This window comes from Roseateles sp. GW821-FHT09G03 (assembly GCF_059416045.1).
This window is the reverse complement of the sequence record NZ_JBWKOK010000003.1, coordinates 19,375-44,890: the sequence shown is the minus strand read 5'-3', so window position 1 is coordinate 44,890 and position 25,516 is coordinate 19,375. Positions and strand designations below refer to the sequence as shown.

24 protein-coding genes are annotated in these 25,516 nt (G+C 69.5%); 12 read left to right on the top strand and 12 right to left on the bottom strand.

Annotated elements, in window-relative coordinates; all coding sequences use genetic code 11:
* Positions 1-100: 100 nt before the first annotated feature.
* The 10 genes from AC07OZ_RS12435 to purE form a co-directional block, all read right to left on the bottom strand.
* Positions 101-2,206 (bottom strand): putative bifunctional diguanylate cyclase/phosphodiesterase, encoded by a 2,106-nt coding sequence (locus tag AC07OZ_RS12435; RefSeq protein ID WP_495467420.1) that lies wholly within the window; start codon positions 2,204-2,206, stop codon positions 101-103.
* Positions 2,207-3,217: a uracil-DNA glycosylase gene (locus AC07OZ_RS12430; protein WP_495467419.1), complete on the bottom strand. Its 1,011-nt coding sequence runs from the start codon at positions 3,215-3,217 to the stop codon at positions 2,207-2,209.
* Positions 3,214-3,711, bottom strand: coding sequence for a ribosomal protein S18-alanine N-acetyltransferase (gene rimI / locus AC07OZ_RS12425; protein WP_495467418.1), 498 nt, complete (start codon positions 3,709-3,711; stop codon positions 3,214-3,216). The genes AC07OZ_RS12430 and rimI overlap by 4 nt, the downstream gene beginning before the upstream one ends.
* Complete coding sequence (tsaB, locus tag AC07OZ_RS12420) at positions 3,708-4,478, bottom strand: tRNA (adenosine(37)-N6)-threonylcarbamoyltransferase complex dimerization subunit type 1 TsaB (RefSeq protein ID WP_495467417.1); 771 nt, start codon at positions 4,476-4,478, stop codon at positions 3,708-3,710. Before tsaB ends, rimI begins: the two co-directional genes overlap by 4 nt.
* 82 nt (positions 4,479-4,560) lie before the next feature.
* A complete protein-coding gene (locus AC07OZ_RS12415) occupies positions 4,561-5,259 on the bottom strand; it encodes an OmpW/AlkL family protein (RefSeq protein ID WP_495467416.1) in 699 nt (232 codons plus the stop codon).
* Between the two features lie 30 nt (positions 5,260-5,289).
* A complete protein-coding gene (locus tag AC07OZ_RS12410; protein ID WP_495467415.1) occupies positions 5,290-6,687 on the bottom strand; it encodes an alpha/beta hydrolase family protein in 1,398 nt (465 codons plus the stop codon).
* Positions 6,688-6,942: 255 nt separating this feature from the next.
* Positions 6,943-7,881 carry an SGNH/GDSL hydrolase family protein gene (locus tag AC07OZ_RS12405; protein ID WP_495467414.1) on the bottom strand — a complete coding sequence of 313 codons (939 nt, stop codon included), beginning with the start codon at positions 7,879-7,881 and terminating at the stop codon, positions 6,943-6,945.
* A gap of 22 nt (positions 7,882-7,903) precedes the next feature.
* A complete protein-coding gene (locus AC07OZ_RS12400; protein ID WP_495467974.1) occupies positions 7,904-8,890 on the bottom strand; it encodes an L-threonylcarbamoyladenylate synthase in 987 nt (328 codons plus the stop codon).
* Between the two features lie 31 nt (positions 8,891-8,921).
* On the bottom strand, positions 8,922-10,094 hold the full coding sequence (locus AC07OZ_RS12395) for a 5-(carboxyamino)imidazole ribonucleotide synthase (RefSeq protein ID WP_495467413.1): 1,173 nt from the start codon (positions 10,092-10,094) through the stop codon (positions 8,922-8,924).
* Positions 10,094-10,558 (bottom strand): 5-(carboxyamino)imidazole ribonucleotide mutase, encoded by a 465-nt coding sequence (gene purE / locus AC07OZ_RS12390; protein ID WP_495467973.1) that lies wholly within the window; start codon positions 10,556-10,558, stop codon positions 10,094-10,096. Before purE ends, AC07OZ_RS12395 begins: the two co-directional genes overlap by 1 nt.
* Positions 10,559-10,732: 174 nt before the next feature.
* Here purE and AC07OZ_RS12385 point away from each other — a divergent pair, with 174 nt between their 5' ends.
* Positions 10,733-11,692 carry a tetratricopeptide repeat protein gene (locus tag AC07OZ_RS12385; protein ID WP_495467412.1) on the top strand — a complete coding sequence of 320 codons (960 nt, stop codon included), beginning with the start codon at positions 10,733-10,735 and terminating at the stop codon, positions 11,690-11,692.
* Here AC07OZ_RS12385 and AC07OZ_RS12380 read toward each other — a convergent pair whose 3' ends face one another.
* Positions 11,693-12,451: a DeoR/GlpR family DNA-binding transcription regulator gene (locus tag AC07OZ_RS12380; RefSeq protein ID WP_495467411.1), complete on the bottom strand. Its 759-nt coding sequence runs from the start codon at positions 12,449-12,451 to the stop codon at positions 11,693-11,695.
* Positions 12,452-12,748: 297 nt separating this feature from the next.
* Here AC07OZ_RS12380 and AC07OZ_RS12375 point away from each other — a divergent pair, with 297 nt between their 5' ends.
* The 7 genes from AC07OZ_RS12375 to AC07OZ_RS12345 all read left to right on the top strand — a co-directional run bounded on the left by AC07OZ_RS12375 (position 12,749) and on the right by AC07OZ_RS12345 (position 21,143).
* A complete protein-coding gene (locus AC07OZ_RS12375) occupies positions 12,749-15,013 on the top strand; it encodes a TonB-dependent receptor (protein ID WP_495467410.1) in 2,265 nt (754 codons plus the stop codon).
* 4 nt (positions 15,014-15,017) lie between these two features.
* Positions 15,018-16,241: an alkaline phosphatase D family protein gene (locus tag AC07OZ_RS12370; RefSeq protein WP_495467409.1), complete on the top strand. Its 1,224-nt coding sequence runs from the start codon at positions 15,018-15,020 to the stop codon at positions 16,239-16,241.
* Positions 16,238-17,368 carry an ABC transporter substrate-binding protein gene (locus AC07OZ_RS12365; protein WP_495467408.1) on the top strand — a complete coding sequence of 377 codons (1,131 nt, stop codon included), beginning with the start codon at positions 16,238-16,240 and terminating at the stop codon, positions 17,366-17,368. The genes AC07OZ_RS12370 and AC07OZ_RS12365 overlap by 4 nt, the downstream gene beginning before the upstream one ends.
* Positions 17,365-18,357 (top strand): alkaline phosphatase family protein, encoded by a 993-nt coding sequence (locus tag AC07OZ_RS12360; protein ID WP_495467407.1) that lies wholly within the window; start codon positions 17,365-17,367, stop codon positions 18,355-18,357. Before AC07OZ_RS12365 ends, AC07OZ_RS12360 begins: the two co-directional genes overlap by 4 nt.
* Entirely contained in the window at positions 18,354-19,187 is an 834-nt protein-coding gene (locus tag AC07OZ_RS12355; protein WP_495467406.1) for a hypothetical protein, read from the top strand. Before AC07OZ_RS12360 ends, AC07OZ_RS12355 begins: the two co-directional genes overlap by 4 nt.
* Positions 19,184-20,020 carry an ABC transporter permease subunit gene (locus AC07OZ_RS12350; RefSeq protein ID WP_495467405.1) on the top strand — a complete coding sequence of 279 codons (837 nt, stop codon included), beginning with the start codon at positions 19,184-19,186 and terminating at the stop codon, positions 20,018-20,020. Before AC07OZ_RS12355 ends, AC07OZ_RS12350 begins: the two co-directional genes overlap by 4 nt.
* Positions 20,021-20,084: 64 nt before the next feature.
* Positions 20,085-21,143: an ABC transporter ATP-binding protein gene (locus tag AC07OZ_RS12345; RefSeq protein WP_495467404.1), complete on the top strand. Its 1,059-nt coding sequence runs from the start codon at positions 20,085-20,087 to the stop codon at positions 21,141-21,143.
* Between the two features lie 74 nt (positions 21,144-21,217).
* On the opposite strand, the gene AC07OZ_RS12340 is transcribed toward AC07OZ_RS12345, so the two are convergent.
* Positions 21,218-21,901: a glutathione S-transferase family protein gene (locus AC07OZ_RS12340; RefSeq protein WP_495467403.1), complete on the bottom strand. Its 684-nt coding sequence runs from the start codon at positions 21,899-21,901 to the stop codon at positions 21,218-21,220.
* 145 nt (positions 21,902-22,046) lie between these two features.
* Between AC07OZ_RS12340 and AC07OZ_RS12335 the strand changes: the two genes are divergently transcribed.
* The 4 genes from AC07OZ_RS12335 (at position 22,047) to AC07OZ_RS12320 (ending at position 25,514) form a co-directional block, all read left to right on the top strand.
* Complete coding sequence (locus tag AC07OZ_RS12335; protein WP_495467402.1) at positions 22,047-22,379, top strand: ExbD/TolR family protein; 333 nt, start codon at positions 22,047-22,049, stop codon at positions 22,377-22,379.
* A 160-nt stretch (positions 22,380-22,539) separates the two neighbouring features.
* Positions 22,540-22,986, top strand: a complete 447-nt coding sequence (locus tag AC07OZ_RS12330; protein WP_495467401.1) for an Ohr family peroxiredoxin — start codon at positions 22,540-22,542, stop codon at positions 22,984-22,986.
* A gap of 129 nt (positions 22,987-23,115) precedes the next feature.
* Positions 23,116-23,586 carry a MarR family winged helix-turn-helix transcriptional regulator gene (locus tag AC07OZ_RS12325; RefSeq protein WP_495467400.1) on the top strand — a complete coding sequence of 157 codons (471 nt, stop codon included), beginning with the start codon at positions 23,116-23,118 and terminating at the stop codon, positions 23,584-23,586.
* 134 nt (positions 23,587-23,720) lie between these two features.
* Positions 23,721-25,514: a glycoside hydrolase family 15 protein gene (locus tag AC07OZ_RS12320; protein ID WP_495467399.1), complete on the top strand. Its 1,794-nt coding sequence runs from the start codon at positions 23,721-23,723 to the stop codon at positions 25,512-25,514.
* Positions 25,515-25,516 lie beyond the last annotated feature (2 nt).

Here is a 25,516-nt window from a genome sequence, read left to right as displayed (position 1 = left end):
TCGGTCGCATGGGCCGATGCGCCCGGCGCGGCCGGACGGGAAGCGCCATGCGGCGCGGACGCCGCGCCGTTCAGGCGGGCGGAATCAGGCGTCTTGGAAGTCATGTGTCGATCCTGGGAAGCATCGGCTCGCCGCGTTGGGCCAGCCAGGCTTCGAATTCCTCGGCGGGCATCGCCGGCGCGATCACCTCGCCCTGCAGTTCGTCGCAGCCCCACTCGGCCAGCAGGTGCCATTGCCGCGCGTTGCGCACGCCCTCGGCGCCGACGCGCATGCCCAGGCCCTTGGCCATCTGCACCATGGCGCGCGTGATCGCCGCCGCGCCGCGATCGTCCGGCAGCACCGCGACGAAGCTCTGGTCGATCTTGAGCTTGTCCAGCGGCAGCCGGATCAACTGGTTCAGCGCCGTGTAGCCGGTGCCGAAATCGTCGATCGAGATCGCCAGCCCCTGCGATCGCAAGGTCTGCAGCAGCTCGGGCAGGCGGTCGATCTCCTCGGTGAGCATGCGTTCGGTCAGCTCGAGCTCCAGCCACTCGCCGGGCACGCCGGCCGTCTTCAGCACGTGGGCCACCGACTTCGAGAAGCTGGCCAGCCGGAACTGCATGCTCGAGAGGTTCACCGCGATCGGGATCGCGGCGACGCCGCGCTCGTGCCAGGCGCGCGTCTGCCGCGCGGCCTCGTACATCACCCACTCGCCCAGCGGCAGCATCAGCCGATGGCGTTCGGCGACGACGATGAAGGCGTCCGGCGTCAGCAGGCCGCGCTCCGGGTGGCGCCAGCGCAGCAGCGCCTCGGCGCCGACCAGGGCGCCGGTGCGTGCGTCGACCTGCGGCTGATAGAAGAGCACGAACTGGTCGGCCGTCAGCGCCTGCGCCAGCTCGGTCTCGAGCACCAGGTCCGCATAGGCGTTCTGGGCCATCGCGTGCTCGAAGAAACGGTAGGTCGCGCGGCCGGCGGTCTTCGCCAGGTACATCGCGGTATCGGCGTGCTGCAGCAGTTCCTCGGGCGATTCGCCGTGCTCCGGATACATCGCCACGCCGATCGACGGCGTCACCGACAGGTCGCGGCCATCCGCCTGCACCGGCACCTCGACGACGCTCAGCAGCGCGTTGAGCACCGTCTGCACATCCTTGCGCTGGTGCACGTCCTCGAGCAGCACGACGAACTCGTCGCCGCCGAAGCGCGCCACCAGGTCGCTGCCGCGCAGTCCGCCGCGCAGGCGCTCGGAGACGGTGCGCAACACGCGGTCGCCCTCGAGGTGGCCCAGCGAATCGTTGACCCGCTTGAAGTTGTCGAGGTCGATGAACAGCAGCGCCGCGCGGCGCGCAGCGCCCTGCGTCAGCCGCTCGCGCAGCCGTTCCATGAAGGTCGCGCGGTTCAGCAGGCCGGTCAGCGGATCGTGCTGCGCGAGGTGCTGGATGCGCGCCAGCGCCTCCAGGTGCGGGCGCAGGTCGCGGACGATGGTCATGCGCAGGCGCTCGCCGTTGCGCCACAGCGTCCGCACGATGAATTCGACGTCGATCCGCTCGCCGCTGCGATGCAGGATCGCCGTCGGATAGCGGGTCTCCTTGCCGCTCATCATCACGTCGCGCACCGTGTCGACCTGGTCCGGCGCGATCATCGACAGGGCCGACCGCCCCACCAGTTCCTCGAGCGTGTAGCCCACCAGCTCGCACAGCGGCGGATTGACGTCGGTCATCACGCCGTCGCGGTGGAAGACGATGCCCTCCATCGACGCCTGCATGAACTTGCCCATCCGCTCCTCGGAATCGCGCACGGCCAGCTCGGCCTCGCGGAAGCGGGTGATGTCGGAGATCAGCACGAAGCTGGACTGCACCTCGTCCGCGCCCGGCGGCACGTACGGGATCAGGTTGACCTCGATCCAGCGCGGGCTGCCGTCGCGGCGCTCCAGGCGGCGTTCGTAGCTGACGCTGACGCGCTCGCGCAGCACGCGCTGCACGTGGGGCTCGATCTCCTGCGAGGCCTCCTCGCCGATGATCTGCGCGAAGGTGCGGCCCAGCACGCTGACCTCGTCCAGGCCGAAGCTGCGCGCGTACTGGCGGTTGGCGAAACGGCAGGTGCGCGTGGCCGCGTCGAAGACCGCGATCAGCACCGGCACGTTGTCCGCGAGCAGCCGGAACTGCGCGGCCTGGTCGTCGGCCGAGGGTGCCGGGCAGGCCGGCGGCAGGGGCGGCACCGGCGCGTTCATTCAGTCCGTCCCGGCCGTCGACGGCATGGCCGGCGTCGCGGTGGCGCCGTCGCCGCGCGGGGGCTGCTCGTCCAGCGTCTTCAGCGCCAGGCAGAGGTCCTCCCACGCCCGCGCCTTGTCGGGCAGGTTGCGCAGCAGGTAGGCCGGGTGATAGGTGACGACCAGCGGCACGCCCTGGTAGCGGTGGACGCGGCCGCGCAGCTTGCCGATCGGCTCCTGGCTGCGCAGCAGCTGCTGCACGGCGAAGCGGCCCATCGCCAGGATGATGCGCGGCTGGATCAGATCGATCTGGCGCTGGAGGAAGGGCTCGCATTGCGCGAGCTCCGACGGGTCCGGATTGCGGTTGCGCGGCGGCCGGCACTTCAGCGTGTTGGCGATGTAGACCTGCCGTTCGGGCGTGCCCTCGCCGCGGCTCAGGCCGACCGCGCGCAGCATGCTGTCCAGCAGCTTGCCGGCAGCGCCGACGAAGGGCTCGCCCTGCAGGTCCTCCTGCTCGCCCGGCGCCTCGCCGACGACCATCCAGTGCGCGCGCTCGTTGCCGACGCCGAACACGGTGTTCTTGCGCGACTCGCAGAGCCCGCAGGCGCGGCAGGACGCGACCTCGTCGCGCAGGCCGGGCCAGTCCAGGCGGGCGATGGCTTCGCGCGCCACGCCGCGGGCCTGGGCGAGCGCGGCATCGACGGCGGCGGCCGCGGTCACGGGCGCCGCGATGGGAGCCGCGGTCGGTGCCACGGTGGGCCCGACGGTCGGTGCTCGTGCCGGCGCTTCCGCCACGCGACGCGGCGCGGGCGGTTCGGCGATGGCGACGTCCGAATCGACCACCGGCGCGCGCATCGTCGGCGCGGAGACCGGGTCGGCCGATCGCGCGGGCGCAGCACCCCGTTGCGCGACCGGCGCAGCAGACACGGCGTCCCGCGAGCCCTCGGTCGACGGCGCCGTGCCCGCCGAGGGCGTCCACAGCTTGAGGCCCATCGCCTCCAGCATCGCGCGTTGACGATCGTTCCAGCTCATGCGGCAGGCTCCATCAGGCGCAGCGTCATCAGGATCGCGTCCTCGCGGCCGTCCGCGCCGGGGTAGTAGCCGCGACGCAGGCCGCTCTGCACGAAGCCGTAGCGCTCGTACAGCCGGCGCGCGCGGACGTTGCTCTCGCGGACTTCCAGCCACACCTGATGGCAGCCTCGCGCCCGCGCCAGCAGGCTCAGCGCATCGAGCATGCGTCGCGCCAGTCCCTGTCCCTGGCGCTCTTCGATGACGGTGATGTTGAGCAGGTGCATCTCGTCGATCACCTGCATCGCAAGAAAGTAGCCGCAGAGACGCGCCTGCTCGTCACGCATGACGAAGCCGGCGTAACCCGCGGCCATCGAATCGATGAAGTTGCCGCGCGTCCACGGATGGCTGTAGGAGACGGCCTCGATCGCCATCACCTCGTCGAGGTCCAGCGCACGCAGCGGCTGCAGGGATTGCAGCGACGGCGGCCAGGCCAGGTCGCGGGGTTGGGCGCTCATCTGGCGGGCGCTCCCTTGGCATCGGCGGCATCGGCCACGGCGGCAGTTGCAGCGGTTGTAGCCTTGGCCGCTTCGCGTTCGGCCGTTGTCAGCGCCACCTTGTCGCGCACGTACAGCGGCAGCGCGTTGGCGGCGTCCTCCGCGAGGCCAGCATCGAAGGACTGATGCGCGAGCGCGCCCAGCGCGCGGGCACGCGAAGCAGTGGCGGGGAAGCGGCGAGCCGCGCCGGTCTCCAGCTCGAACGCGCCCAGCGCCGAGCCGGCGACGATCGTCGGCGGCTCTTCGTGCCACAGCGCTCGCAGCGGGTCGAGATCGGTCAGCAGGGGTTCGACGATCGTCGACCAGCGCGCGCCGTTCCAACGGTAGCGGCCAAGGTAAATCTGGTTCATGCGGGCGTCCATCGCGACCCACACGTCGAGCGACGGGGCATCTTCACCGGCGGCGACCAGCTGCTGGCGCGTGTCTTCCGCGACCAGCATCAGGCTGTCCAGCGCCAGCACCGGCTTGCCCGCGCCGAACGCCAGACCTTGCGCCACCGAGCATGCGGTACGCAGCCCCGTGAACGCGCCGGGTCCGCGGCCGAAGCCGACGGCGTCGACGGCGGCCAGCGGCAGGCCGGCCTGCTTCAGCAGCGCCATCACGTCGGGGACCAGCCGCTGGGAGGCCAGGGCCCCGCCATCGGCGTCCACAAAAGCATCATGGCCCTGGCCCACGAGGGCCAGAGCCATGTGTTCGGTCGAGCTATCCAGGGCCAGCAACACGCTCATGTCTGAAGTGTAGTGGCCCGGGACAGCACGGAGCGGGGGGATCCCCCGACCCCGTGGGGCCCGCGTTCGATCAGAGGTCCGATCAGAACGAGTAACCCAGCGACAGCGTGTACACCACCGGACGGAAGTTGATGTCCGTGTGCAGCTCTTCCACGCCGTCCTTGGTCGTCGTGAACGAACGCATCTTGCTGCGCACGTCCGCGTAGGCGACCGTCGCGTTCAGCGACCACTGCTTCGTGTAGGCCACGGTGAAGCCCGCGTGGGCGGCGAGGCCCCACGAGTTCTCCAGCGTGATGCGGGTCGGGCCGCCGCTGATCGCGTCGCCGGTGGGCGTGCTGCGCTTCTTCTCGAAGTAGGTGTAGTTCACGCCCGCGCCGACGAAGGGATGGACCTTCGGGATCCATTCGCCGAGGTGGTAGTTCACGAACGCCGTCGGCGGCATCTGGCGCACGACCGCGATCTGGCCGGCGTTGGCGAGCACGCCGTTGCCGTAGATCTTGTGCGACGGCGGGATGCCCAGCGCCAGCTCCGCGCTCCAGCGCGGCGCGAAGCGGTAGGTGTAGCCGAAGCCCGTGGTGGTCGCGTCACCGACGCGGATCTGCGCGCCCGGCGCCGGGAACTGCTTGCTGCCGCCTTCCAGCGGGGCGGCCTTGCTGTTCACGTCGATGTGGGCCAGGCCCAGGTAGACCGTGTGCGTGCCGACCGCCGGCTCTTCGGCGCGGGCGGCGCCCGCCAGTGCCATCAGCGAAGCGGCCAGGATGAGGGTGATGTTCTTCTTCATGAATGATGTCTCCGTTCTGGTCGTCGGCGATTACGGCTGAGCAGCCAGGACCGATTGGAAGAAGCCGCGTGCCAGCGCATTGCAGAACGGCGGGACCAGCGTGCCGTGATAGGCGCCCTGCACCGCTGCCGCACCGGCCGCGCCGCCACCCGCCGCGGCGGACGTGGCCGCCTTGGCTTGCGCGAAGCCGCCCGCGATCGTGGCGGCCGTCACCTGGCCGGCCCAGGCCATCGAGGCCGAGCTTTCCAGGTTGGACGCCGGGTACAGCTTGTTGCGCGAGGCGAAGTCGGCCTGCGCCTGGACGGTGTTGGTGAAGTACACGGTCGGGTCGCCCGAGCCGCCGCACAGCGCGACCGGCGCCTTCGGCGTCCAGCCCAGCAGCGTGTTGGTCTGCAACGCCTTGCGGAAGTTGGAGGTCGGGTACGCAGTCTTGAACGCCGGGTTCAGCAGGCCACCGGTGCCGAACAGGTTGGTGAAGGTCGGATCGTTCGGCAGCTTGCCTTCCTGGATCAGCGTGGTGATCGACTTCTTCGACGGGAACAGCGTTTCCGAGGTCGCCGCGAACTGCGCCGCGTACACGTCGCTCGGCGACGAGTAGATGTTGCCGTAGGCCTTCTGGTAGCTGGTCAGCATCAGCGGCAGGAACAGCGTCGCGCCGGCGTTGACCGGGCCGGTGTTGACGATCGTGTCGCTGAAGCCGACCAGGTTGTACGGGCCGGACATCGGCGCGGCGGCGGTGACGGGGAACTCGGTCGCGTAGTCGCGTTCCATCACCTTCTGCGTCGCCATCGCCACGTGACCGCCTTGCGAGTAGCCGGCCAGCAGCAGCTTGGCCGACGGCGTCACGGCGCTTTCGGCGGCCAGGTGGGTTCTCGCGGCGCGCATCGCGTCGATCATCTCGATCGCGGACTGCTCGGCATTCAGGTAGGTCGTGTACTGCAGGCCCGAGCGGTCATAGCCCAGGTAGTTCGGCGCCACGACGATGAAGCCCTGGGCGGCGTAGAACGCCGCGACCAGCGAGCCTTCGGCGTTGGAATCGATCTGGGCGATGTTGTAGGCCTGGTCCGTCGTCGTGCCGTGGGCGTAGAGCACCACCGGGCGGTTGCCCGTGCAGGCGGCGCCGGTGCCGGCCGGCACCAGCACGGCGGCGGAGGCGGTGGCCGGCAGGCCCTGGGGATCACGCGTCCAGTAGTAGACGTAGCGCACGTCCACATCGCAGGCGGCCTTGCCGCTGATGGCCTGCACGCCCTTCGCCGCGGTGCCCGCGTCGATCTGGGCGGCGGTGGCCGCACCGACCTTCAGGCCCAGTTCCAGGGTGCCGCGCGCCGGCGGGGGATCGTCGCTCGACGCGTCGCTACCGCCACCGCAAGCGCTCAGCAATGCCGCGGCGGCCAGAGTCAGGCTGGCCAGTTTGAATTGGCTGTTCATTCGGACTTCTCCAGGGGTTGTCTCCGTCGTCTGCACCGTCCCGGCAATCGCGGTCGGCACTAAATCGAACGGTCGTTCGTTTTTCTCAGGGATCACTTTAAGCGCACGTCGCGCGACGCTTACAAAAGGAAAACCCTGACAAGCCACAGCATGCCAGGGTCGTTGGGATGACGGACGCACAACCTGACCCTTTCGAGGCGCGGCTGCAACACTCCTGTCATCAAGCTGCGCGCGATGCGCGCGGCTGGATCGGCTTTAGAACGGGTTGTTCGTCGCCCGGTTGATGGCCTGCGAGGCCATGTTGTTGTGCATCACCGGACCGACCAGGCGGTCGCTGGCCCACATGTGCGTGGCCGACGTGGCGTTGGCCACCAGCGTCTTGTCGGTGCAGATCGGCGGCAGCGAGCTCGCCAGGCAGGCGGCGTCCGTCGAGTTGGACGCGGAGTACAGCGTCGGGAAACGGCTCATCGTGCCCATCAGCTCATCGGTCAGGATGAGGCCGATGTAGTGGCCGTCGTTGCGGATCTTCAGGCGCATGCCGGCGTTGAAGCGGCTCGACAGTTCCGACAGCAGCGCGGCGCGGTCGGTGTCGGCGTGGACCGCCTTCTCCCGGATCGCGAACGGCGACAGGCCCATGTCCTGCACGGTCGACAGGATGATGCGGCCGTTGGCGTCGACGATGCGGTTCACCTGCGCGGCCAGGGCCTCGCCGCGCGCCTGCGCCGCGTTGCCCAGCGTGCCGGCGTCCTGCGCGGGGTACTGCGCGTAGAGCTCGAGCACGTCGTTGGCGCCGGCCAGGATGGTGACCAGGTCCTTCGGATTGAAGCCGTCGAGCGCGAACTGGCGGTCGATCTGCGCCGTGACGTCGGCGACCTTGGCACCGGCCGCGGCGTACATGCGCGCGGTCGGCGTGGCCAGCTTGTCCGGATTGCATTCGGCGAACACGAGCCCGAAACGCGCGGCGACCTGCTGCGTCCAGACCTGGTTCAAGGTGCAGGTCACGGCCGAGGTGGTCGCGTCCGTGCCATTGATCGAATACTTCGTGCCGTCGGTGCGGATGGTGCTCGTCTCATCGCCGAAGGCGATGACGCGCGTTGCACGGAACGGGTCGATCTGCTCGCCGCCGCCACCGCAGGCTGCCAGCATCGCGGTCGCACCCAGCAGCACGGCCAGGTGGCGCTTCACACTCTTCATGAACTCTCCAAATCTCGAAAACTCAGCGGGGCGCAAAGGCCGCCGCCGCGCGGGACAAGCGGTCCCGCACCCCATCCCAGGCGGCCTCTTGCGGGGGCGCCTCGATCCAGATCTCCGTCGCGCCCGCCGCGTCCAGCTCGCGCAGGACGGCAAACAGCTGACGCGCCGCCGCGCGCGCCTGGGCCGGCATGGCCCGGTGCAGCGCGGAGGCGCCCGTCCCGGCGAAGGACGTGCGGGAATATACCGCCAGCCCCGCCGGACGGTTGCCCGACAGCGCGGCGCGTAACTCTTCCGAGCCCATCAGCCGGACCGTCGCCCGCGGCGCGTAGTGCGCAGCGAGTGTGCCCGAGGCGCGTGGCGCCTGGGCATCCGGCGCATGTAAAGCGAGGCCCGCCGCGGCTTCCAGCTGCGCCGGCGTCAGCACGCCGGGCCGCAGCAGCACCAGGCCGCCGCGGCTGACGTCGACGATGGTCGATTCGATGCCGACGTCGCAGGGCCCGCCGTCCAGCACGGTCAGGCCGGGGTCGAACTCGTCGGCGACATGGGCGGCGGTGGTCGGACTGACGCGGCCGAAGCGGTTGGCGCTGGGCGCCGCCAGGCCCTCGACTCCGAGGGCGCGGCACTCCGACATCAGCGCGCGGAAGACCGGGTGCGACGGGCAGCGCAGGCCCACCGTGTCCTGTCCGCCGGCGGCGGCCGCGGCGATGCCGGGCACGCGCCGGACGATCAGCGTCAGCGGGCCGGGCCAGAAGGCTTCGATCAACTTGTGGGCGACCGGTGGCAGGTCTTGCCCGAAGACCCGGGCGCCCTGCTCGTCGAGCACGTGCACGATCAGCGGATGGTCGCTCGGGCGGCCCTTCGCGGCGAAGATCTTCGCCACGGCCTCGTCCTGGTCGGCGCGCGCCGCGAGGCCGTAGACCGTCTCGGTCGGCACGCCCGCCAGTTCGCCCGCAGCGAGCACGCGCGCGGTGGCGCGCACCGCCTCCGGCGATTGCCCGTCGAGCACCAGGGCGCCGGAAGCCGTCACCACGTCCTCGTCCTCACCACGTCTCGGGCAGGCCGAGGAGCGCACAGGCGCGGCGTGCGCTCGCGCGGGCGTCCTCGGCGGTCGCGCCGATCACGTTCAGGTGGCCCATCTTGCGGCCATGGCGCGCCTGCGCCTTGCCGTACAGATGCAGTTCGGCGCCGGGCAGCGCCAGCACGCCGGCCCAGTCGGGCGTCCGCTCCTGGCCATCCGCGTCGAACCACAGATCGCCCAGCAGATTCAGCATCACCACCGGCGAATGCAGGCGCGGCTCGCGCAGCGGCAGGCCGGCCATCGCGCGGACCTGCATCTCGAACTGCGAGACGTCGCAGGCGTTCATCGTGTAGTGACCGGAGTTGTGCGGGCGCGGCGCCATCTCGTTGACGACCAGGCGGCCGTTCTTCAGCACGAAGAACTCCACGCACAGCACGCCGACATAAGCCATGCCGGTCGCGATCGCGGCGGCCGAGCGGCGCGCCTGCGCCTGCAGCGCCTCGTCGACGTCGGGCGCGGGCACCTCGGTCACCGCGAGGATGCCGTCGCGGTGCAGGTTCTGCTGGACCGGGAAGGTCACGACCTCGCCATCCGCGCCGCGCACGACCAGCACGCTGAGTTCCAGCGCGAGCGGCAGCATCTGTTCGAGCACGCAATCGACGCGGCCGAGTTCATCGAAAGCGGCGACGAGTTGCGCGCGGTCCGTGACGCGGCGCTGTCCCTTGCCGTCGTAGCCGAGGCGCGCCGTCTTCAGGATGCCGGGCAGCAGCGAGTCGGGCACGGCGGCCAGATCGGCGGCCGCATCGGCGCCGCTCCGCAGCACGGCATACGGCGCGCAAGGCACGCCGCTGGCGTCGAAGTGGGCCTTCTCGCGGGCCCGGTCCTGGCAGACCGCCACGGCTGCCGCGCCGGGCGCGACCACGCGCGCCCGCGCCAGGTGCTCCAGCGCGCGGGCGGGCACGTTCTCGAATTCGGTGGTGATCGCGTCGCAGCGGCGCGCGAGGTCGTCGAGCGCCGCCGGATCCAGGTAGTCCGCCTTCAAGTGTTCCTGGGCGACGGCGCCGGCGGGGCTGGACGCATCCGGGTCCAGCACCACGCAGCGGTACCCCAGCGCCTGGGCGGCGTGGACGAACATGCGGCCCAGCTGGCCGCCTCCCAGCACGCCCAGCGTCGCGTCACCCGGCAGCAGCGGCATCAGCGCAGCTCCTCGGTCATCGCGGTGGCGGCGGCGGTCTGGCGCTTGCGGAAGGCGTCGAGCTTCGCGCGCAGGTCCGGGTTGTCGCGGGCCAGCACGGCCACGGCGAACAGCGCCGCGTTGCCCGCGCCGGCGTTGCCGATGGCGAAGGTCGCGACGGGGATGCCCTTGGGCATCTGCACGATCGAGTGCAGCGAATCCACGCCCTGCAGATGGCGGCTGGCGACCGGCACGCCGAGCACCGGCACCAGCGTCTTGGCGGCCAGCATGCCCGGCAGGTGGGCGGCGCCGCCGGCGCCGGCGATGATCGCCCGCAGCCCGCGGCCTTCGGCCTGCTCGGCATAGGTGAACATCTCGTCCGGCATGCGGTGGGCCGAAACCACCCGCGCCTCGAACGGCACGCCGAACTCGGTGAGAATGTCGGCGGCGTGTTTCATGGTCTCCCAGTCACTGCTGGAGCCCATGACCACGCCGATGACGGGGGCGATGTCGGGAGTGGTGGCGCTGCTCACGGGTCGGTCCTCGATCTGTCAAATCGTGAAACCTTGAATTGTAGGCGGGCAGCCTCAGGTGCCGTTCTTGCCGTTCGAGTCCCGTCCGGCCCGCGTCGACTGTCTGCTTCCGCCCTGCTCCCCACCATGACCGACATCACCCTCCAAAACTTCGAAGCCGACCTCCTGCAGGCCTCCATGCAGCAGCCCGTGCTGCTCGACATCTGGGCGCCGTGGTGCGGCCCCTGCCGCACGCTGGGACCGATGCTGGAGAAGCTGGAGGTCGCCTACGCCGGCCGCTGGAAGCTGACCAAGCTCAACAGCGACGACCAGCCGGAGATCGCCACGCAGCTGAGCCAGGCCTTCGGCGTGCGCTCGATTCCGTTCTGCGTGATGTTCGTCGGCGGTCAGCCGGTGGACGGTTTCGTCGGCGCGATCCCGGAAGCGCAGATCCGCGAGTTCCTGGACCGCCACGTGCCCACCGGCGAAGCGCTGGAAGCCGAGGAGGACCTGGCCGAGGCGCAGGCGCTGCTGGAAGAAGGCGATGCCGACGGCGCGCTGGAGAAGCTGCAGGCGGCGGTGCAGGCCGATCCGAACAACGAGGTGGCGCGTTTCGACCTGATCCGCGCGTTGCTGGAAGACGACCAGCTGGAACATGCCAAGGCCGCGTTCGCGCCGGTGGCGCACCAGGCCGCGGACACCATCACGCCGCACGCGAGATTCCAGGCGCTCGCCGCCTGGATCGCTGCCGCGGAACGTGCCGAGCAAGGCCTGGACCCGGCGGCGCTGCAATCGGCGATCGCGAACAACAAGCGGGATTTCGACGCGCGCTTCGCGCTGGCGCAGGGCCTCTTCGCGGGCCGCGACTTCACCGGCGCGATGGAAGAGCTGCTCGAGATCATCATGCGTGACAAGACCTGGAACGACCAGTTGGCGCGCAAGACCTATGTTTCGATCCTCGAGATCATGACGAAGCCCGCACAGCAGGCACATGGCGCTGCTGCGCCGCAGGCGGGCGGCCTGCAGCTGTCCGGCCATAGCACCGTGGCCCCGGCCGACCCGCTGGTCGACCAGTACCGCCGCAAGCTGAGCATGGCGCTGTTCTGATCAGAGCATCACCTGCGCCACTCCGGCGCGCGTGAGCCGATCCAGCTCCTGAGGATCTGCTTCGTTGTCGGTGACCAGCACATCAATGTCGGCGCAATCGCAGACCTGCATCCGGCTGCTCTGCCCGAGCTTGCTGGAGTCGGCGAGCAGCACACGTTGCCGCGCACGGGCGAGCATCGCCTGCGCCACCGCCACTTCCGCCCAGAGATAGCTTGACGCGCCCTGCCGCGCGTCGAGCGCCGTCGGCGAGATCAGCGCGATGTCCACGCGATGCCGCGCGATCTCCGCGACGGTGAACTCCCCGAAGGTCCCCGACGTCTCCGGCACATACGCCCCGCCGAGCATCAGCAGCTCGTGCCCCTGGCGCCCCGCCATCGCGTCGCACACCGCGACCGAGTTCGTGATCACCCGCAGCTCCTGCGCCTGGGCCAGCGCCTGCGCCAGCGCATGCGTCGTCGACCCCGCATCGATGAACAGGCTCATCCCCGGCTTCACCAGCGTGAGCGCCTGCCGCGCGATCGCCTGCTTCTGCCGCCGGCGCGACTGCGCCCGCTCCGCATAACTGGCCTCGGCCGGCACCTCCGACTGCACCGCGCCGCCGTGCACGCGGGCCAGCTTGCCGCCCTGCTCCAGCTCGATCAGGTCGCGCCGCACCGTCTCGCGCGAGACGCCGAGCTCGCGCGCCGCCTCGTCGGTCGTGAGGCGGTGCCGCTCCCGCAGCAGCAAGAGGATTTTGTCGTGTCGTTCCTGGGACCACATGGATCGCTCGTTCTCCCTGCCGGTGCCTGGCCCGCCGCATCCCTGTCGATGGGTTCAGCCGTCACCGGACTTCGCATTCACCCAAATCCACGCAGCGCCTTCATGACAGTTTGAGGATTTATTTGTGATGTTGTGGATATCCAGCACCTGACGCGAAGAAGGCTGTGGTTTTTCGTGTTTGTCGTTGTCTTGTCGTGGACGGTTGTGACAGTGCGGGTCGTTCGTTAGTCAAACCGGCTTCCTTTTCGAGCCTCCTTCGACGCCTCCTCCGACACCTCAACGCACCGAGTCCCCACCATGAAGCACCCGATGCCCACCGCCCTGGTCCTGGCCCTCAGCCTGGCCTACCTGACCCCCGCCGCCGCCCAATCGACCGACGCCGCGAAGTCCGCCGACACGACGGCCGCCTCGTCCTCCGAACGCTCCGAGCTCGAACGCGTCACCGTCTCCGTCGGCCGCGGCCAGCTGCGCTCCGTGCAGAGCCTGAGCCAGACCGAGTTCGACAACGCCCTGGCCGGCAGCAGCCCGCTGGCGACCGTCGCCCGCCTGCCCGGCGTGAACTTCCAGTCCGCCGACGGCCTGGGCAACTACGAGTGGTCGACCCGCTTCACAGTGCGCGGCTTCTCGCAGAACCAGCTGGGCTTCACGCTCGACGACGTGCCGCTCGGCGACATGTCCTACGGCAACTTCAACGGCCTGCACATCAGCCGCGCGATCTCGAGCGAGAACGTCGGACGCGCCTCGCTGTCGCAAGGCGCCGGCGCGCTGGAAGCGGCCTCGTCCAGCAACCTGGGCGGCACGCTGCAGTTCTATTCGAGCGACCCGCTGGACAAGTTCGGCTTCCGCGCCTCGCAGACCGTCGGCAGCGATTCCGCCACCCGCACCTTCCTGCGCGTGGACAGCGGCCGCACGGTCGCCGGCGATTTCTACATCAGCTACACCAACCAGGACGCTGACAAGTGGAAGGGCGACGGCAAGCAGAAGCAGGAGCAGTGGAACCTGAAGTGGACCAAGGCGATCGGTGACAGCCGCCTGTCGGCCTTCATCAACACCTCGCGCCGCAAGGAAGTGGACTACCAGGATCTGTCGCTGGACCTGATCAAGCGCAAGGGCGACACGCTCGACAACTTCTACCCGAACTGGAACGCCGCGATCAACGCCGCCAACACGCTGTGCGGCAACAACGGCAGCACCTACGTCGCCGCCTGCGACGACCAGTACTACGCCGGCGCCGGCCTGCGCAACGACGAGCTCTACGGCGTCTCCGCCGACCTGCGCCTGGCGCAGAACATCACCTGGAAGACGACCGCCTACTACCACCACAACAAGGGCATGGGCCTGTGGTTCACGCCGTACCAGGCCTCGCCGGACGGCACGCCGATCTCGGTGCGCACGACCGAGTACGGCATCAAGCGCGGCGGCGTGGTCTCCAACGCCGAGTTCGACCTCGGCGACCACCTGGTCAAGGCCGGCGTCTGGTTCGAGGACAACGACTTCGACCAGGCCCGCCGCTTCTACGCCGCCTCGGCCAACACCAGCGTCTACCAGTTCCCGAGCAATCCGTTCCTGACGCAGTGGCAGTACGCGTTCAACACGAAGACCTCGCAGTTCTCGCTGTCCGACACCTGGTCGGTCGCGAAGGACCTGACCGTCGGCGCCGGCTTCAAGGCACTGAAGGTCAAGATCGATGGTCAGCTGGAAGCGGGCACCGGCATGCCGTCGGGCTCGATCAGCGCGGAGAAGGGCTTCCTGCCGCAGCTGGGCATCAACTATCGCCTGTCGGCCAACAACGAGCTCTACGGCACGCTGGCCCGCAACATGCGCGCCTACCAGGGCGCGGCGACCGGCACCTCGCCGTTCGCGACGACCACCGCCGGCTTCGACGCGATCAAGGGCAGCCTGAAGCCCGAGACCTCCGACACCGTCGAAGCCGGCTGGCGCACCAGCGGCCGCGGTTATGAAGGCTCGGTCAGCGCCTACCTGGTCAACTTCAAGGACCGACTGCTGAGCGTGCAGCAAGGCTCCGGCATCCAGGGCAACCCGGTCGTGCTGTCCAACGTCGGCGACGTGCGCGCCACCGGCGTGGAAGCGGCGCTGTCCTTCCGCCTGGCGTCGGCGATCAGCTGGTACAACAGCGTGAGCCTGTCCAAGTCGACCTACCGCGACAACGTCGTCAGCGGCACCGACACGATCGCGATCCGCGGCAAGCGCGTGGCCGACGCGCCGGACACGATGATCAAGTCGCAGCTCAGCTATGACGACGGCGCGCTGTTCGGCAACATCGGCGTGGACTACATGTCCAAGCGCTACTACTCGTACACCAACGACGCTTCGGTCCCGGACCGCACGCTGGTGAACGTCAGCGCCGGCTACAAGCTGAAGAACGTCTCGATGCTGCGCGAGCTGAGCCTGCAGGGCAGCGTGACCAACCTGTTCGACAAGCACTACATCTCGACGATCGGCTCGAACGGCTTCACGAACAGCGACCCGACGGGCACCTACGCCACGTTGCTGCCGGGCGCCCCCCGTCAGTTCTTCGTGACGCTGACCGGGAAGTTCTGAGGCCATGGCCGGGGACGTCGATGACGTGAAGGGGCCCGCGGAGAACACCGTGAAGGCGGGCGCCCGGCTGACACGCCGTCAGCTGCTGGCGGGTTCGCTGGCGGCGCCGATGGCGGTGCCGCTGGCGGGCTGTGCCACGTCGGAACCGGCGGCCCCGGCTGCCGACCTCATCACGAAGGTCGATGCGGAGGCGCCGCGGCGCTTCCGCGTCGCCTTCGGGTCCTGCGCGAAGCAGTCCAAGCCGCAGCCGATCTGGCGCGCGATCGGGGCGGCGAAGCCGGACCTGTTCGTCTTCCTCGGCGACAACCTGTACGCCGACGCCCGCGACGCGGCCACGCTGCGGCAGCGTTACGCCGAGTTCATGGCGGTCGAGCCGTTGCAGGCCTTCCGGCGCTCGACGCGCCACGTCGCGATCTGGGACGACCACGACTTCGGCGACGACGACGAAGGCGCGGACTACCCGCTGAAGCAGCTCTCGCAGCAGCTGTTCTGCGACGCGTGGAACGAGCCGGCGGACTCGCCGCGCCGGCGCGCGGACGGCATCTACCAGAGCTATGTCTTCGAGGCGCTCGGCCGCCGCATCCAGGTGATCCTGCCGGACCTGCGCTTCAACCGCACGATGCTGACGGCGGATCCGTCGCTGAAGTCGAGCTACGCGGCGATGGTGCTGCGGGCCAAGCTCAGCGGACAGCCGATGACCGGCTGGTACGTGCCCGACGCGCGGCCCGAGGCGACGCTGCTCGGCGAAGCGCAATGGACCTGGCTCGAGGCTCAGCTGCGCGTGCCGGCGGACGTGCGGCTGATCGGCTCCAGCGTGCAGTTCGCGGCGGACGGCAGCGGCTGGGAAGGCTGGGCCAACTTCCCGCGGGAACGCGCGCGGCTGGTCGAACTGATCCGCACGACGCGCGCGGAAGGCGTCGTTTTCCTCAGCGGCGACATGCATTACGCGGAGCTCTCCAGCGTGGACGTCGCCGGCGGCTACCCGTTGTGGGACGCGACCTCCAGCGGCCTGACCGAGGTCTGGGACATCCCCACGCCCAACCGCAACCGGCGTTCGGCGGTGATGGCGGAGCTGAACTTCGGCGTGCTCGATGTCGAGCCTGTCACCGAAGGGGAGGATGATCTTCGCCTGCGCTTCGCGCTGTGCGACGTGAATGGAAAGGCCAAGGTGACGAAGGAACTGACGCTGTCGGGCCTGCGTTTCCCGGCCAAGGAGAAGACCGCATGACCTTGTCCCGACGCAGCCTGCTGCGGACCCTGCCCGCATCGCTGCCTGCCCTGGTGCCCGCCACCCTGCCCGCCCTCCTGCCCGCCTCGTTCGGGCTTTTTGCGTTTGACGCCCGGGCGCAAGGCGGCCAGCCGGCCTCGGCGGCGCTGGACGCGTTGATGGCTGCGGCGCGCAAGGAAGGCCGCGTGAACAGCCTGGGCATGCCCGACGACTGGGCCAACTGGCGCGCGACCTGGGCCGACCTGCAGCGGCTGTACGGCCTGGCGCACGTCGACACCGACATGAGCAGCGCCGAGGAGATCGCCAAGATCGAAGCCGAGAAGTCCAACGCGAGCGCGGACATCGGCGACGTGGGTTTCGAATTCGGCGCGATCGCGAAGGCGCGCGGCATCACGCAGCCCTACAAGCCGACGACCTGGGCGCAGGTGCCGGACTGGGCCAAGGATGCCGAAGGCCATTGGGCGCTCGCGTACACCGGCACGATCGCGTTCGCGGTGAACCGCAAGCGGCTCAAGGACGTGCCGCGCAGCTGGCAGGCGCTGTTCGCGTCCAAGGCGCGCGTGATGATCGGCGAGGTCGGCCGCGCGGCGCAGTCCAACGCGGCGGTGCTGGCCGCAGCGGTGGCGCTGGGCGGCGATGAGACGAAGCTGCAGCCGGCCCTGGCCGCATTCGCGCAGATCGCGAAGGACAAACGGCTGATCGGCACCAATGCGACGCCCGCGTTGATGGAGCGCGCCGAGGCCGACGTCTTCCTGCTGTGGGACTTCAACGCGCTGTCGTACCGCGCGAAGCTGCCCAACGCGGCGGACTACGAGGTGCTGATCCCCTCCGACGGCTCGATCACCAGCGGCTACACGACGATCCTCAACCGCTGGTCGCAGCGTCCCAACGCGGCGATGCTGGCGCGGGAATACATCTTCAGCGACGCCGGCCAGATGAACCTCGCGCGTGGCCATGCGCGGCCGATCCGCATCGCGCAGCTGCCGCTGCCCGCGGACCTGAAGGCGCTGCTCGTGCCCGAGGCGCAGTACGCGAAGGCGCGCGCGCTGAAGCCGGCCGTGTGGACCGAAGAGGTCAAGAAGCTGCCGCGCGCGTGGCAGCGCGACGTGGTGGGAGCGGCACGATGACCCCGAGCACCGGCCCTCTTCCTCCGCCATTTCCCGGCGCCTCGACGGGCGCCGGAGCGCCCACGTCCACGGCTGCGGCCACATCGATCTCCAGCGCTCCGCCAGCCTCCCTGCCCGCCTCCTCGTCCTCGATCGACGCGGCGGCAGAGGCAGCCGCCGCCATTGCGCAGGCGGCGGATCCGGCGCGCAAGCTGGTCGTGCTGCTCGCCGACGGCCTGCGCGCCGACACCGCGCGCGATTACATGGGCTACCTGCAGGCGCTCAACGAGGCGGGCCGCGCGCAATGGCGCTCGCTGCGCTGCGAGCTGCCGAGCCTGTCGCGCCCGCTGTACGCGACGGTGATCAACGGCGAGCCGCCGTTGACGCACGGCATCCTCGGCAACGGGCAGGCGGGACAGGCGCTGTCGCATCACCTGTTCCAGCGCCTGGACGCGCAGGGCGTGCCGGCGGCCGTCGCCGCCTATCACTGGTTCTACGAACTGCTGGCGGGCGAGGTCTTCGATCCGCTGCGCCATCGCGACGCGGTGCCGGCCGGTTGCGGCATCCAGGCGGCGCGCTGGTACTGGGAAGACGACTACCCCGACAGCCACCTGCTCGCCGACGCTGAAGCGCTGCGCCGCGCTCACCTGCCGGCGCAAGGTCCGTCGCTGCTCTTCATCCATCCGATGGGACCGGACCTCGCGGGCCATGTGCACGGCGGTGAATCGACGCAGTACGCGATGAGCGCGCGCAAGCTCGACATGCTGCTCGCGCAACTGCTGCCGCGCTGGCACGCGGACGGCTTCGACCTGCTGGTGACCAGCGACCATGGCATGAACGCCGACCGCATGCACGGCGGCCCGCTGCCGGTCGAGCGCGAGGTCCCGCTGGTCTGGGTGCCGCATGACGGCGCGGTGGGCTTGGACCTGCCCGAGCGCCAGACCGGCATCGCCGACTGGATCCTGGCGCGGCTGGGCATCAAGGACGCCACGGGCGGCGCGCTCGCATGAGCCTGAACGCGCGGACCGCCACGCGCCTCGCCGGGCCGCTGCTCCTGCTCACGGCCGCCGCGTTGCTGCTGCCCTTCGGCTGGCGCGCCATTGCATTGCTGGGTGACTGCATCGGTCAAGGCAACGGATGCGCCGTCGGCGAGTTGACCGCCGACAGCTACTACGTCGAAGCGGCCTGGAACACGCTGTGGCTGGGCACGCTCTCGGCGTTGATCGGCCTGGTCATCGGGCTCGGCGCGGCGATCGCGCTGCTGCGCGTTCCCCGGCTGGAGTCCTCGGTGACGCTGCTCGCCAGCCTCGGCGCCAACTTCTCCGGCGTGCCGCTGGCGGTGGCGCTGCTGCTGCTCTTCGGCGCGCAGGGCGTGGTGACGGCGACGATGCAGGCGGCCGGGCTTGCGCCGTGGGTCGACCTGCAGGGGCTGGACGGGCTGCTCCTCGCCTACATCTGCTTCCAGGCACCGCTCGCGACGCTGCTGCTCATCGCGCCGGTGAAGATGCTGGACGGCTCGCTGCAGGACGCGGCGGCCACGCTCGGCGCGGGGCCGGTGCTGTACTGGCGGCGCGTCGGGCTGCCGCTGATGCTGCCGAGCCTGGTGGAGGTTTTCGGTCTGCTCTTCGCCAATGCGGCGGCGGCCTTCGCCACGCCGTTCGCATTGAGCGGCACCGCAGCGCACGTGCTCGCGGTGCGGATCGCCTCGCTGGTCAGCGGCGACATCTTTGCGCAGCCCGAGCTGTCGGCGCTGCTCGCGCTGGTGCTGTTCGCGATGCTCGCGATGGTGATCGGCCTGACGCGCTGGCTGGCCGCGCGACTTCGGAAGGGCCGCGCATGAGTGCCGCGTCGACCTCCACCACGAACCGTCCCGTGATCTCGGCGCTCGCGCTGGCGTCACTGCTGATCGTGGTGCTCGTGCCGATGATGGCCCTGCTGGTCTACGGCCTCACCGGGCGATGGGATCGCCACTGGTGGCCGGAGGATCCGACGCTGCGCTGGATCGTCGATGCCGTCGTCGATCCGCGCGTGCAAGGCGCGGTGCTGCGCACGACGCTGCTCGCCTTGGCGAGCGCGACCCTGGCGCTGGTCTGCGGCGCGCTGGCGACGATTCCCGCGGCCCTCGCGGTGCAACTCGACGATGGCCCGGCCGCCCGGCGGCTGCAGCGCACGCTGGACCTTGTCGCGCTGCTGCCTTTCGCGATCGCGCCGGTGGTCATCGCGATCAGCGCGCTGGAGCTCTTCGTCGGCCGCTGGGGCGGCTGGTTGCCGCTCCCGCTGGTCTACGTCGCGGTGGTCGCGCCGACGCTGTTCCCATTGATCCACAAGACGCTGCAATCGGCGCTCGCGCAGCTGAACGCAGCCTCGCTGATCGAAGCCGGCCGCACGCTCGGCGCGAGCGACGGCCACACCGTGCGACGCGTGCTGCTGCCGATGCTGGCGCCGGCGCTGCTCGCCGCGTTCCTGCTCGCGTGGGTCACGGCGGCGATGGAATTCGCGATCGCGAACCTGCTGCTCGGCGGACAGCTGGAGCTGCTCCAACCGCTGATGAACAGCCTGCGCAACGCCAACGGCCACCAGGCGGCGGCGCTGATGGTGCTGGCCTTCGCTGGTGTCGGCGCGGTGGTCGCGGCGGTCGCCGCGCTCACCCGCCGCTGGACTTCGGGCGCGTAGAGCCGATGAGCGCACGCCTCGCCACGCCCTCACGTCCCCACCTCACTTCAACGACCTCCGTGCGATGACATCGACTGCTCCTTCGACCTCCCCCGATACCGACCTGCCGGCGCAACTCGCGGTCCGCGGCGCGGAGCTGGCGCTGGGCGGCCGGCCGGTGCTGCGCGGCATCGACCTGACCCTGGCACGCGGCGAGGTCGTCGCGCTGCTCGGCGCCTCGGGCTGCGGCAAGACGACACTGCTGCGCTCGATCGCGGGACTGCAGCGTCTGGACCGCGGGTCCATTGCGATGGCGGGTCAGTTCGTCCAGTCGCTGCGGCCGCAGCAGCGCGACATCGGCATGGTGTTCCAGCACTACGCGCTGTTCCCGAATCTCTCCGTGCGCGAGAACATCCGCTTCGGCCCGCTGGCGCGCGGCGAGGAAGAAGCGCTCGCCGACAAGCGGGCGGACGAGTTGCTCGACCTCATCGACCTGCGCGCGTTGGCGGATCGGCTGCCTCAGGCGCTGTCGGGCGGTCAGCGCCAGCGCGTGGCGCTCGCGCGGGCGCTGGCGACGCGGCCGATGCTGCTGCTGATGGACGAGCCGTTCTCCGCGCTCGACGAGCACTTCCGGCTGCCGCTGCGGCGACAGTTCCGGCAACTGCAGCGCGAGCTCGGACAGAGCTGCGTGATCGTCACGCACGACCGCGAGGAGGCGTTCGAGATCGCCGACCGCGTGGCGGTCATGTTCGACGGCGTCATCGCGCAATGCGCGTCGCCGCGCGAGCTGCGACGCGCGCCGGCGAACCGGCGGGTGGCGGACTTCCTGGGGATCTTCAACCGGTTGGACGCGAAGACCTTGGACGGCGAATGGCGGCGAGACAGCGGGCATTGGATCGCGCCGGTGGAGGCACTGGTGCTCGCCGATGGACAGGGCGCCAGCGACGCTTCCTGTGAAGCGCTGCGATTCACGGCAACGCTGCGGGCAAGCTATCCCGGGCAGCAACGCGTGGCGTGCGAGCTCGAAGGGCCGGGAGGCCAGACGCTGACGCTGTGGCGCAGGCACGAGGACGCGGAGATTGCTCCCGGCAGCGCGGTGCAGGTGGCGATCGCGGAGCCGGCGTTGCGGTGGATCGAGGAGTAGCAGCCGGCCCGGACAGGCGATGAGAGGCTCGACACCCCGGCGATCTTTGAGTGGCTGCCGGTTCGATGCCAGCCTCAAACCTCCTGAGGCCGGTACTCTGAGGGCAACGCCTCCCGATACGGATAGAACTTGAAGAACGGCCTCGCCTCATCGAGCGTGCGCACGACCGACGGGCGCTGCATCAACCGCTCGAAGTACGCCGCGAGCCGTTTCTGCGCATCCCCGAACGGCACCAGCGTCGCCGCATAGAACAGCGACGGCGCCGCCGCGCAGTCCGCCATGCTGAAGTGCTCTCCAGCAGCCCACTCGCGGCCGGCGAGCCGCTCTTCCAACATCCCATACGCCATGGCCAGCGTGCCGCGCGCCTTGTTGACCGCGATCGGATCGCGGTCCGCCTCCGCGCGCAGGCGGTCCCCGACGATCGCCTGCATCGGCAGCATCACGTAGAGATCGAGCAGCCGGTCCATCAACCTCACTTCCAGCGCCGCGTCCTCATCCGTCGGCACCAACTGCTGATCCGGCCGGCCGTATCGCTTCGCGAGGTACTCGATGATCACGCTGGTCTCCGGCACCACGCGATCGCCGTCCACCAGGAGCGGCATCTTCCCCGTCGGCCAGCGCGCGAGGAACTCCGCCCGCTGCGCCGGATCGCCGAGATCGAGGAATCGCCGCTCGACGTCGATGTCCAGCTCGTTCAACGCGATCAACGCCTTGTGGCAGAACGAAGAGAGCGGATGGAAGTGCAGGCTCAGCGCCATGTCATTCACCTTGATGAGGTTGCCGTGAAAGACAGGTTAACTCGCGCGAAACGCCCCACCCGTCGCTATGCTCCGCCGCAGGGTTCAAGTCGAGCCCGCCGGAGACCTCATCGTGCCTGCATTTCCGTCGAAGCCTGCAGCGGCATTGGCCGCGATCCTCTTGGCTGTCTCGCTGTGCGCCTGCGGCGATCCCGGCCCGCGTACAACGATTGTGCTGACCGTCAGCGCGCAAGGTGACATGACCTTCGAGGGGCGTCCGATCGCCGCGAATGCGTTGCTGCAGGCGCTCGAGACCCGGCGGAAGCAGGGCGATCCGATCACCCTGCTCATCCGCGCCGAGCCGACGACCTCCTACGACAAGGTCGGCACGGCGATGGTCAGGGCGAACGAAGCAGGCATCGCGGACATCTCGTTCAAGAACGATCTTCCGCCGCCGTCGGCCTACGCCCCGTCGGCATCGGACGAAAGCGCCCGCTGACCCCAGCTTCCGAAGCCGCCGTCGCGCATCCGCTCCTCCGATCGAGCCACATCACCATCCGCTTGACGTTCCCGTTTCCCTGCACTACATTTATTACATCGTATGCGATTTAAGCGCATCCGATCAACAACCTCCCTCCCATCACTTCCTGGAATCCATCATGACCAAGATCGACAAAGTCCTCCTGACCGGCAAGACCCACACGCAAGTGGCGGGCGGCGGCTCCAAGGCCAGCCGTCACGACTACAAGGTGAACATGACCTTGACCGCCCCCGGCGCTCCTACGCACCAGTTCGACGCCATCGTGCCCCACCCGACCGCGGAACAGCTCTTCGCCGGCGCCTGGTCGGCCTGCTTCACCGGCGCCATCGGGCTGGCCGCCAGCGGCCGCAAGCTGACACTGCCCGACGACATGGCCGTGGACATCGAGGTGGACCTGGGCATGACCGGCAACGCCTACTTCCTGCAAGCCCGCCTGAACGTGCGCCTGCCCGGTCTCGACCAGGAAGTCGCCGAGGCGCTGGTCCACGAAGCGGACCAGACCTGCCCCTACTCGAAGGCGGTCCGCGGCAACATCGACATGGCGTTGACGGTGACGACGGCCTGAGCCGACTTTCCTTGCCCATATATGTCGCATGCGATCAATACGCATGCGGCATTCATGGACATCGAAGGCACGATAAAGTCGCATGCGATGGACGCGCGGCGTCCACGCATCCGACCACGAGGGATCCCGATGTCCGCAGCCAAGAAGTCGCCCGCCGAAGCATTCCCGCTCGCCGAGTACCTGTGCTTCGCCGTGTACTCCGCCAACCTGGCCTTCGGCCGGGCCTACAAGCCGATGCTGGACCAGTTGGGACTGACCTACACGCAGTACATCGCCGTCGTCGCCCTCGCCGAGGAGGACGACCAGACCGTCGGCAGCCTCGGGGCGAAGCTGTTCCTCGAGTCCAACACCCTGACGCCGATGCTCAAGAAGCTCGAGGCGATGGGCTACGTCGAGCGCCAGCGCGACCCGGCGGATGAACGCATCGTCCGCGTGCGCCTGACCCGCAGCGGCCGCAAGCTGCGCGACAAGGCGACGGAGCTGAACACCCCGCTGCTCGCCGCCACCGGTCTCTCGCCGGACGAGTTCTCCCGCGTGCAGAAGAGCATCGCGGCGCTGCGCGACAGCCTGATCGCGTCGACAGGGGACGCCGACGCCTGATTCCGGGCCCCCCACACTCTGTTTCCATCGCTCATCGCCCTTGCCGGGGCCGGCGCCCCTTCACGGGAACGGTCTTTGCCCGCTGCCCGGTTCCCGTCCGTGCAACATCGCAAGAAGACGAACAAGGAGGATCGATGGAAGCCGCCTCTCTGAAACTGGGCCTCGTCGGCAACTGCGCCGTCAGCGCATTGATCGACGACCGCGCCCGCGTCGTCTGGTGCTGCGCCCCACGCTTCGACGGCGATCCCGTCTTCCACGCGCTCATCGACTCCCCGGACGGCATCGGTCCTGACGGCACCTTCCAGGTCGAGCTGGAAGATTTTTCCCGCAGCGAGCAGTCCTACGACCACGGCACCGCCGTGCTGCGCACCCGCCTCTACGACACGCACGGCAACGCGATCGAAGTCACCGACTTCATGCCGCGCTTCTTCCTCAACGACCGCCCCTACCGGCCCATGATGCTGGTGCGCCGCATGCGCCCCATCCAGGGCCATCCGCGCATCCGCGTCATCCTGCGGCCCGTCATCCAGTGGGGCTCCGCCCATCCGGCGCGCACCCGCGGCAGCAACCACCTGCGCTTCGTCGGCCCAGAAGGCACCATCCGCCTGACCACCAACGCGCCGCTCACCTACGTGCAGGAAGAGACGCCCTTCGCGCTCGACATGCCGATGAGCTTCATCTTCGGCCCCGACGAGACCCTGGACCGCGCCGTCGAGGACACCGCCCGGCTGCTCGAGGAGAAGACCATCAGCTACTGGCGCGACTGGACGCGCCGGCTCGCCATCCCGCTCGAATGGCAGGAAGCGGTGATCCGCGCCGCCATCACGCTGAAGATGTGCCTCTTCGAGGAGACTGGCGCCATCGTCGCCGCGATGACCACCAGCGTGCCCGAGGCGCCGCACACGCAGCGCAACTGGGACTACCGCTACTGCTGGCTGCGCGACGCGTTCTTCGTCGTGCGCGCGCTCAACAGCCTGTCCGAGACGGGCACGATGGAGGACTACCTCCGCTGGATGCGCAACATCATCGGCCAGTCCAAGGACGGCCACGTGCAGCCGCTCTACGGCATCGGGCTGGAGGCCAAGCTCACCGAGTACATGGTCCCGCACCTGCGCGGCTACCGCGGCATGGGCCCGGTGCGCGCGGGCAACCAGGCCTACGAGCATTTCCAGCACGACGTCTACGGCAACATCGTGCTGGGCTCGGCCCAGTCCTTCTTCGACCACCGCCTGCACCAGCGCGCCGGCATCGACGAATTCGCGCTGCTGGAGCGCGCCGGCGAGCAGGCCTTCGCGATCCACGACAAGCCCGACGCCAGCATGTGGGAGTTGCGCACGCGGGCCCGCGTCCATACCTCGTCGGTGCTGATGAACTGGGCCGCCTGCGATCGCCTGGCCAAGATCGCCAACGTGCTCGCGCTGCCGCAGCGCGCCGCGCTCTGGCAGGAACGCGCCGCGCTGATCAAGCAGAAGATCCTCGACAACGCGTGGAGCGAGAAACGCCAGGCCTTCGTCGAGAGCTTCGGCGGCAAGGACCTCGACGCCAGCGTGCTGCTGATGACCGAGGTCGGCTTCATCGATCCGATGGACCCGCGCTTCATCAAGACCGTCGACGCGCTGGAGGCCTCGCTCTGCGACGGCCCCTACATGCGTCGCTACGAGGCGCCCGACGACTTCGGCAAGCCCGAGACCTCGTTCAACATCTGCGCGTTCTGGCGCATCGACGCGCTCGCGCGCATCGGCCGCGTCGAGCAGGCGCGGGAGCTGTTCGAGGCGCTGCTCGCCTCGCGCAACCACCTCGGCCTGCTGTCCGAGGACACCCACCCGGAAACCGGCGAACTCTGGGGGAACTTCCCCCAGACCTACTCGATGGTGGGGATCATCAACGGGGCCGTGCGGTTGTCGCGGCCGTGGGAGTCGAAGATCTGAGG

Bases quoted from the DNA above. Each gene is read 5' to 3' on its own strand.
- AC07OZ_RS12330 (WP_495467401.1), top strand. From the start codon at position 22,540: ATGACCAAGATCGACAAAGTCCTCCTGACCGGCAAGACCCACACGCAA.
- AC07OZ_RS12385 (WP_495467412.1), top strand. From the start codon at position 10,733: ATGACCGACATCACCCTCCAAAACTTCGAAGCCGACCTCCTGCAGGCC.
- AC07OZ_RS12365 (WP_495467408.1), top strand. From the start codon at position 16,238: ATGACCTTGTCCCGACGCAGCCTGCTGCGGACCCTGCCCGCATCGCTG.
- AC07OZ_RS12375 (WP_495467410.1), top strand. From the start codon at position 12,749: ATGAAGCACCCGATGCCCACCGCCCTGGTCCTGGCCCTCAGCCTGGCC.
- AC07OZ_RS12410 (WP_495467415.1), bottom strand. From the start codon at position 6,687: ATGAACAGCCAATTCAAACTGGCCAGCCTGACTCTGGCCGCCGCGGCA.
- tsaB (WP_495467417.1), bottom strand. From the start codon at position 4,478: ATGAGCGTGTTGCTGGCCCTGGATAGCTCGACCGAACACATGGCTCTG.
- rimI (WP_495467418.1), bottom strand. From the start codon at position 3,711: ATGAGCGCCCAACCCCGCGACCTGGCCTGGCCGCCGTCGCTGCAATCC.
- AC07OZ_RS12340 (WP_495467403.1), bottom strand. From the start codon at position 21,901: ATGGCGCTGAGCCTGCACTTCCATCCGCTCTCTTCGTTCTGCCACAAG.
- AC07OZ_RS12370 (WP_495467409.1), top strand. From the start codon at position 15,018: ATGGCCGGGGACGTCGATGACGTGAAGGGGCCCGCGGAGAACACCGTG.
- AC07OZ_RS12430 (WP_495467419.1), bottom strand. From the start codon at position 3,217: ATGAGCTGGAACGATCGTCAACGCGCGATGCTGGAGGCGATGGGCCTC.
- AC07OZ_RS12325 (WP_495467400.1), top strand. From the start codon at position 23,116: ATGTCCGCAGCCAAGAAGTCGCCCGCCGAAGCATTCCCGCTCGCCGAG.
- AC07OZ_RS12405 (WP_495467414.1), bottom strand. From the start codon at position 7,881: ATGAAGAGTGTGAAGCGCCACCTGGCCGTGCTGCTGGGTGCGACCGCG.
- AC07OZ_RS12395 (WP_495467413.1), bottom strand. From the start codon at position 10,094: ATGCCGCTGCTGCCGGGTGACGCGACGCTGGGCGTGCTGGGAGGCGGC.
- AC07OZ_RS12345 (WP_495467404.1), top strand. From the start codon at position 20,085: ATGACATCGACTGCTCCTTCGACCTCCCCCGATACCGACCTGCCGGCG.
- AC07OZ_RS12355 (WP_495467406.1), top strand. From the start codon at position 18,354: ATGAGCCTGAACGCGCGGACCGCCACGCGCCTCGCCGGGCCGCTGCTC.
- AC07OZ_RS12435 (WP_495467420.1), bottom strand. From the start codon at position 2,206: ATGAACGCGCCGGTGCCGCCCCTGCCGCCGGCCTGCCCGGCACCCTCG.
- AC07OZ_RS12415 (WP_495467416.1), bottom strand. From the start codon at position 5,259: ATGAAGAAGAACATCACCCTCATCCTGGCCGCTTCGCTGATGGCACTG.
- AC07OZ_RS12350 (WP_495467405.1), top strand. From the start codon at position 19,184: ATGAGTGCCGCGTCGACCTCCACCACGAACCGTCCCGTGATCTCGGCG.
- AC07OZ_RS12360 (WP_495467407.1), top strand. From the start codon at position 17,365: ATGACCCCGAGCACCGGCCCTCTTCCTCCGCCATTTCCCGGCGCCTCG.
- purE (WP_495467973.1), bottom strand. From the start codon at position 10,558: ATGGGCTCCAGCAGTGACTGGGAGACCATGAAACACGCCGCCGACATT.
- AC07OZ_RS12320 (WP_495467399.1), top strand. From the start codon at position 23,721: ATGGAAGCCGCCTCTCTGAAACTGGGCCTCGTCGGCAACTGCGCCGTC.
- AC07OZ_RS12380 (WP_495467411.1), bottom strand. From the start codon at position 12,451: ATGTGGTCCCAGGAACGACACGACAAAATCCTCTTGCTGCTGCGGGAG.